Genomic DNA, 644 nt, shown 5'->3' on the forward strand with positions numbered 1-644 from the left:
CGCACCCGCGGCCGCGACGGCCTCCGGGGCGACGGCGTTCGGCTTGACGGTGATGACCGGCGCGCCCTTGGTGACCTTCGACTTCACCTGGAAGGAAGCGGCGAACACCGACTGGGTGGCGACCGGACCACCGTCGCCGGCCTCCAGGTCGACGGCGTCGGTGATGATGCCCGAGCCGATCCGCAGGGCCACGCGGGCGGCCACCTCCTTGCCCTCACCCGAGGACGTCACCAGCACGGCGGCCGGGGACACCGTCTTGGCGATCTGGGCCAGGGCGTCCACCTTGGGGACGACCAGCTGGTCGGCGAACTCGGCACCGTCGGCGACGTACACCTTCGCCGCGCCGTACTCGCCGGCCTTCGCCGCGATGTCGGCGGCCGCGGCACCGGCGCCGAGGACCACCGCGGACGGCTCGCCGATACGGCGGGCCAGGGTCAGCAGCTCCAGGGCCGGCTTGCGGACCACACCGTCGGCGTGGTCCACCAGAACCAGGATCTCAGCCATGATTCGTTGCTCCTGATCGATCGTTGGATGCGCGAACGGGTGGGACTAGATGAACTTCTGGTCGGCCAGGAAGCCGGCGAGCGCCTTGCCGCCCTCGCCCTCGTCCTTGACGACGGTGCCCGCGGTACGCGCCGGACGCG

At 71.7% G+C, this 644-nt stretch carries 2 pseudogenes; both read right to left on the bottom strand.

Annotated features, from left to right (window positions below):
* Positions 1-504 (bottom strand): annotated as a pseudogene (locus OP86_RS32555) (electron transfer flavoprotein subunit alpha/FixB family protein); the annotation flags it as partial.
* A gap of 45 nt (positions 505-549) precedes the next feature.
* Positions 550-644, bottom strand: a pseudogene (locus OP86_RS36325) (electron transfer flavoprotein subunit beta); the annotation flags it as partial.

The organism is Streptomyces novaecaesareae, assembly GCF_000716875.1.
Lineage (GTDB): Bacteria > Actinomycetota > Actinomycetes > Streptomycetales > Streptomycetaceae > Kitasatospora > Kitasatospora novaecaesareae.